The organism is Paracoccus nototheniae (genome assembly GCF_004335005.1).
GTDB classification, from domain to species: domain Bacteria; phylum Pseudomonadota; class Alphaproteobacteria; order Rhodobacterales; family Rhodobacteraceae; genus Paracoccus; species Paracoccus nototheniae.
On sequence record NZ_RQRT01000003.1, the window covers coordinates 184,083 to 190,168 of the forward strand.

6 protein-coding genes are annotated in these 6,086 nt (G+C 66.8%); 3 read left to right on the forward strand and 3 right to left on the reverse strand.

What is annotated here, in order from left to right; all coding sequences use genetic code 11:
* The first annotated feature begins 45 nt into the window (after positions 1 to 45).
* Positions 46 to 453 (forward strand): cytochrome c family protein, encoded by a 408-nt coding sequence (locus EG885_RS02980; RefSeq protein ID WP_131572988.1) that lies wholly within the window; start codon positions 46 to 48, stop codon positions 451 to 453.
* 4 nt (positions 454 to 457) lie between these two features.
* Complete coding sequence (locus tag EG885_RS02985) at positions 458 to 961, forward strand: phosphatase PAP2 family protein (RefSeq protein ID WP_242679473.1); 504 nt, start codon at positions 458 to 460, stop codon at positions 959 to 961.
* Here the strand turns inward: EG885_RS02985 and selD are convergent.
* Positions 958 to 2,016, reverse strand: a complete 1,059-nt coding sequence (gene selD / locus EG885_RS02990; protein ID WP_131572989.1) for a selenide, water dikinase SelD — start codon at positions 2,014 to 2,016, stop codon at positions 958 to 960. The genes EG885_RS02985 and selD overlap by 4 nt on opposite strands.
* A 175-nt stretch (positions 2,017 to 2,191) precedes the next feature.
* Between selD and tig the strand changes: the two genes are divergently transcribed.
* Complete coding sequence (tig, locus tag EG885_RS02995) at positions 2,192 to 3,526, forward strand: trigger factor (protein ID WP_131572999.1); 1,335 nt, start codon at positions 2,192 to 2,194, stop codon at positions 3,524 to 3,526.
* 160 nt (positions 3,527 to 3,686) lie between these two features.
* On the opposite strand, the gene EG885_RS03000 is transcribed toward tig, so the two are convergent.
* A complete protein-coding gene (locus tag EG885_RS03000; protein ID WP_242679474.1) occupies positions 3,687 to 4,592 on the reverse strand; it encodes a 1-acyl-sn-glycerol-3-phosphate acyltransferase in 906 nt (301 codons plus the stop codon).
* 18 nt (positions 4,593 to 4,610) lie between these two features.
* Positions 4,611 to 6,086, reverse strand: a 1,476-nt coding sequence (locus tag EG885_RS03005) for a DUF3458 domain-containing protein (RefSeq protein WP_131572990.1), incomplete at its 5' end; no start/stop codon positions are given.

Here is a 6,086-nt window from a genome sequence, read left to right on the forward strand (position 1 = left end):
GCAGGGTGCATGTTGGCCCGACAAGCGACCATAAGGGGGGCAGCGATGCGGGCAGTGATGATGGCAGGGGTGACGGGGCTAGCGCTGGCGGGCCTTGTGGCGGCCTGCGCGCCCGGGGTGCAACCCACGGGTGCGGCACGCGATTACGCCGAGAATTGCGTGGTCTGCCACGGTCCGGGCGGGCGCGGCAACGGTACGGCGGCGGTGGGCATGGTGCCCGCGCCAAGCGATCTGACCATGCTGGCGGCCGGCAATGGCGGGGTCTTTCCCAAGACGCGGGTGATGGGTCAGCTGGTGGGCTATACGATGGGGCGCAGCGAATCCCACATGCCCGTCTTCGAGGCGCTGCGCGAGGGCCCGGTGGTCATGTATGACGACGGCTCGGGTCAGCGGGTGGCGACGCCTGCGCGGCTGGTGGCGCTGGCCGATTATCTGCAAACCCTGCAGCAGTAGGCCGATGCGCGGCGTGATCCTGTCCGCCGCGCTGATCGGCATGGCGGCGCTGCCCGCACGTGCCGAGCCGCTGGAGCGGTTCGGCACCACGATGAAATACGGCCTGCCGCTGGCCGCCGCGATCTGCGCCGCCGATCAGGACCGGCTGGAGGATTTCGCACTGCGCGGCGTGGTGCAGGCCGGGCTGGTGCTGGGGCTGAAGGCGCTGTTCGACGGCACGCCTTTGGGCCGGCGTCCGACGGGCGAGGGGCAGGGCTTCCCGTCGGGGCATGCGGCGATGGCGGGGTTCGGCGCCGCCGATCTGGCCGGGAAATGCTGGGATGACGAACCCGGCCTTGGTGCCGCCGCCTATGGCGCGGCGGGGCTGACAGCGTTCAGCCGGGTCGAGGCGGGTGAACACACGCCCCGGCAGGCCTGGACCGGGGCGCTAATCGGCGTCACCTTTGGCGCCGCCAGTTTCGGGATCGGGTCCGAGGGCGCATCCATCAGCTTCAGGCTGCGGTTCTAGCGCAGAATGACGCGCGGGGTGGCCGTGTGCGCCCCCACCTGCCCGATGATCGCGGCATCGCCAAAGCCGTGGCGGGTAAAGGCGGCCATCACCTGATCCAGCGCCTGCGGATGGCAGGCGACCATCAGCCCGCCACTGGTCTGCGGATCGCTAAGAAGCGCGCGCTCGGCTTCGGCAAAGCCGTCGGGCAGGGTCACCCCCGCGCCATAGCTGGCCCAGTTGCGCCCCGAGGCGCCGGTCACATGACCCAGAGCGATCAGCGCGTCGATCCCGGCCAGACGGGGCACGGCGGGCCAGTCGATCAGCAGGTCGCAGCCCGATCCGCGCGCCATCTCCAGCGCGTGGCCACCAAGACCGAAACCGGTCACATCGGTCATCGCATGGACGCCGGGAATCGCGGCCAGATCGGGGCCGGGGCGGTTGAGGCGGGTGGTCACCTCGATCATCCGGGCATAGCCGTCGGCATCCAGCGCGCCCTTCTTCAGCGCCGCAGACAGGATGCCGACGCCAAGCGGCTTGCCCAGCACCAGCACATCGCCGGGCTGCGCATCGGCGTTCTTCTTCAGCAGCGCCGGGTCGATCAGGCCAAGCGCCACGAGTCCATAGATGGGTTCGACCGAATCGATGGTATGGCCGCCGGCGATGGGAATCCCCGCCTCTCGGCAGATCTGCGCGCCGCCATCCAGCACCTTGGCGATGGTGGCGCCCGACAGGACGTTGATGGGCATGCCGACCACGGCCAGCGCCAGAATGGGCGTGGCGCCCATGGCATAGACATCGCTGATCGCATTGGTCGCGGCGATGCGGCCGAAATCGAACGGATCATCGACGACCGGCATGAAGAAATCGGTGGTGGCGACCAGCGCCTGATGCTCGCTCAGCTGCCAGACGGCGGCATCGTCCGAGGTCTCGATCCCCACCAGCAGTTGCGGCGGGACGGGCAGGGCGGCGCTGCCGCGCAGCAGATCCGACAGCACACCCGGCGCGATCTTGCAGCCGCAGCCGCCGCCATGGGCCAGCGAGGTCAGGCGGGGTTCGGGGGCGGTCTGGGTCATGGCGGTCTCCGGGGACGATTGGCGGCCAGCATAGCGCGGGCCGGGCGGGATGTTCCAGCCGCGCATCGGCCACCCTGTCCGCTATCTGCTTGCAGGTCAGGGCCGCCACGACTAGAACGGCTCAAATTTTCAGGCCGCCGAAGGATCGGTGGCCCTTCTTTCTATGAGGGTGATGATGCAGGTCAAGGAAACGCAGAACGACGGTCTCAAGCGCGGGTATCAGTTCACGCTGCCCGCAGCGGATCTGGCGACCGCGGTCGACGCCAAGCTGAAAGAGGCGCAGCCCGAAGTCGAGATGAAGGGCTTTCGCAAGGGCAAGGTGCCCATGGCCATGCTGAAAAAGCAGTTCGGCCAGCGCATTCTGGGCGAAGCCATGCAGGACGCCATCGACGGCGCGCTGAAGGACCATCTGGAGGCCTCGGGCGACCGCCCCGCCGCCCAGCCCAAGGTCGAGATGGACAATGGCGACTCTTGGAAAGAGGGCGACGATGTCGTCGTCAATGTCAGCTATGAAACCCTGCCGACGATCCCCGAGGTCGATCTGACCACGCTGTCGCTGGAAAAGCTGACCGTGCCCGCCGAAGAGGCCGCGGTGACCGAGGCGCTGGAAAATCTGGCGAAATCCTCGCAATCTTTCGAAGACCGCAAGAAGGGCAGCAAGGCCAAGGATGGCGATCAGATCACCATCGACTTCAAGGGTTTCGTGGATGGCGAGCCCTTCGAGGGCGGCGAGGCCGAGGATTACCCGCTGGTTCTGGGCTCGAACAGCTTCATCCCCGGTTTCGAGGCTCAGCTGGTCGGCGCCAAGGTCGACGAAGACCTGAAGGTCGAAGTCAGCTTCCCCGAGGAATATGGCGCGCCGCATCTGGCCGGCAAGGCCGCGACCTTTGAATGCAAGGTCAAGGCCGTCAAGGCCCCCAAAGAGGCCGAGATCGACGACGAGCTGGCCAAGAAATTCGGCGCCGAGGATCTGGACGGTCTGAAAAAGCAGATCAGCGAGCGGCTGGAGGCTGAATATGCTGGCGCCGCGCGTCAGGTGATGAAGCGCGCCCTGCTGGATCAGCTGGACAAGAAGGTGACCTTCGATCTGCCCGAATCGCTGGTCGAGGCTGAGGCCAGCCAGATCGCCCACCAGCTGTGGCATGAAGAGAACCCCGACGTTCAGGGTCACAACCACGACGCCATCGAGCCCACCGACGAGCACAAGGCCCTGGCCGTGCGCCGCGTGCGTCTTGGCCTGCTGCTGGCTGAGATCGGCCAGAAGGCCGAAGTGACCGTGACCGATCAGGAAATGACCCAGGCCGTTCTGCGCGCCGCCCGTCAGTATCCCGGTCAGGAACGCGCGTTCTTTGAATTCGTGCAGAAGAACCAGGGCGCCCAGCAGCAGCTGCGCGCACCGATCTTCGAGGACAAGGTCGTCGATCTGATCGCCGAAAAAGCCAAGGTCGAAGAAAAGACCGTGACCAAGGAAGAGCTGGAAAAGGCCGTCGAGGCGCTGGACGAACTGTGATCTGATCCCCTGACGGGGGTCCATGGTTTCATGGGAAAGGCCGCGCTTTTGGGCGCGGCCTTTTGCATGGGGTCTGTCCGTTTCGTCGCAGGTGGATGGCGGGCCGGGGAGCCTCCGGCGGGGATATTTTCATGAAGAAGAAGCGGCGGGGAAGGGTTTTTCAGCCGCGCACCGGGCTGCGGGCGCCGGTGAGGCGGGGAATGCCGCGGATGCGGCTGAGACGGGGCGCGCCGGCGGCGGGGGCGGGCAGGGCCAGAACCGCGTCGCGCAAAACCATGATCGCCTCCTCGCTGCTGCGGGGCAGGTCCGCGGGGGCGATGGGGGCGCCGATCGTCACGCGATAGGGCTGGCTGGTCTTGTTCAGCACCTCGTTGAAGAGGGTCACGTCGCGCAGGGTCGGGTGCAGCTTGTCCAGAAAATAGAACAGTGCCGAATTGCGGGCCCGGATTCGCAGCGGGATCACCGGCAGGTCGAATTTGCGCGCGATCATCGCGGCGCTGGCCATCCACGGGCGTTCGTGCAGGGTCAGGCCGTGACGCTTTGCCAGACGGCCCGAGGGGAAGATCAGCCCCAAGCGGCCCGCCGCGATGGCGTCGCGGGTATAATCCATCGTGGCGCGGGTCTTGGCATGGCTGCGCTTTTCGACGCGCCATTCGACCGGGGCGATCATTTCGATCATCTGGGGCAGGACGCGGATCATGTCGTGATTGGCATAGATGAACAGATCGTCGCGCAATTGCGAGATGACCGCGTTCAGAAAGATGCCATCGGCAATGCCCGTCGGGTGGTTCGCCACGATCAGCGCCGGGCCGGTGGCGGGGATATGTTCCAGCCCCTCGACCTGAAGATCCTGCACGATCAGCTCGCTCATCCGGCGAAAGATTTCGATCGGGGGCAGGTCGCGGAACTCGGCCCCCAGATCGACGGTGCGGGGATAGCGCAGCAGATGCATCATCCCCCACCGGATCGCGCGGTGATGCGGACGCCCGGAAAAAAGCCAGGGCGCCCGTTCGGCGATCAGCGGGTCCAGTCGCGCCTGCATGTCGGCGCGTGCATCATCCAGCATGCCCATCCGGTCTTCCCCTCACTGTCCCGCAGCGATCATCCGCGACACCATCTCGCGGGTATTGCGGCTCAAACCCGCGAGAGTGGCGATCCGTTCCAATGCGTTACGTGCATGAGCGCGGCGCGGGGCGTCATAGCGGGGCCATATCTCGAACGCGGTGGACATGCGCGCGGCGATCTGCGGATTGGCGGCGTCCATGCGGATCAGCCAGTCGGCGGTGAAGTCATAGCCCGACCCGTCGGCGGCATGAAAGCCCGCGTGATTGGCGGCAAGCCCGCCCAGAAGCGCGCGGAAGCGGTTGGGGTTCTGCCAGTCGAAATCGCGATGCGCGGCCAGATCGCGGGCGATGGCCACCGCCTGTTCGGGCGGCGCGGCCATGACCTGCACCGAGAACCATTTGTCCATCACCAGCCGGTTGTCACCAAATTCGTCCGACAGGATCTGCAGGGCCGAGGTGGCACGGCCAAGCCGGACCAGCACAGCCAGCGCCGCCATCCGCTCGGTCATGTTCGAGGCAATGCCGAACAGCACCGCCGCACGGTCGCCGCCATCGATCCGCGACAGAAGGCCAAGGGCTGCGATGCGCAGCGACCGGCGGGCGGCCGATTGAGCGTCGGGCGAATAGGCGCCGGGCACGGTCATCGCGTCGTAAAGGCCCGCCAGCAGATCCTGATGGGTCAGCGCGATGCGCCGGGCCAGATCGCTGCGCGTGGCATGGATCGCGTCGGGATCGGGGGTGGCGCCACCGGCAGCGATGCGGGTCGCGATCTCTTCCTCGCCGGGCAGGGTCAGGCAGAGAGCGCGGAAGGCGGGATCGGCGCCCTCATCGGCAGCCAGCGTGCCGATGGCAGCGATATAGGCCTTCTGCGCGGCGTCCCCTTGCGTCAGGGCGGACAAGGCCAGCTCTCGGCCGGCCTCCCACCGCGCGAAGGGGTCGGTGTCATGGGCCAGAAGAAAGGCGCGGGTGGCGTCATCCAGCGGGCGCTTCAGCATCACCGGCGCCGAAAAGCCGCGCAGGACCGAGACGACAGGCCGTGCGCCCAGACCGTCGAAGGTGAAGCTTTGGCGGGCTTCTGTCATCTCAAGGACGCGGGTCGGGGTCACCTCGTCGCCGTTCGGGCCGATCAGGCCCACGGCGATGGGAATGACGCGGGCGGGCTTGTCGGGCTGGCCGGGGGTGGGGGGCGTCGATTGGGCGAAGGTCAGCGTCAGGGTGCCGTCCTGCCAATCCTCGGTCATCTCGAGGGTGGGGGTTCCCGCATCGGTGTACCAGCGTTTGAACTGGGTCAGATCGCGGCCCGTCGCGTCCTGAAAGACCGTCAGCCAATCCTCGATCGTGGCGGCGTCGCCGTCATGGCGGGTGAAATACAGATCCAGCGCGCGGGCATAACCGTCATCGCCGACCAGATTTTTCAGCATGCCGATAACCTCGGCGCCCTTTTCATAGACGGTGGCGGTGTAGAAGTTGTTGATTTCCTCGTAGCGGTCGGGGCG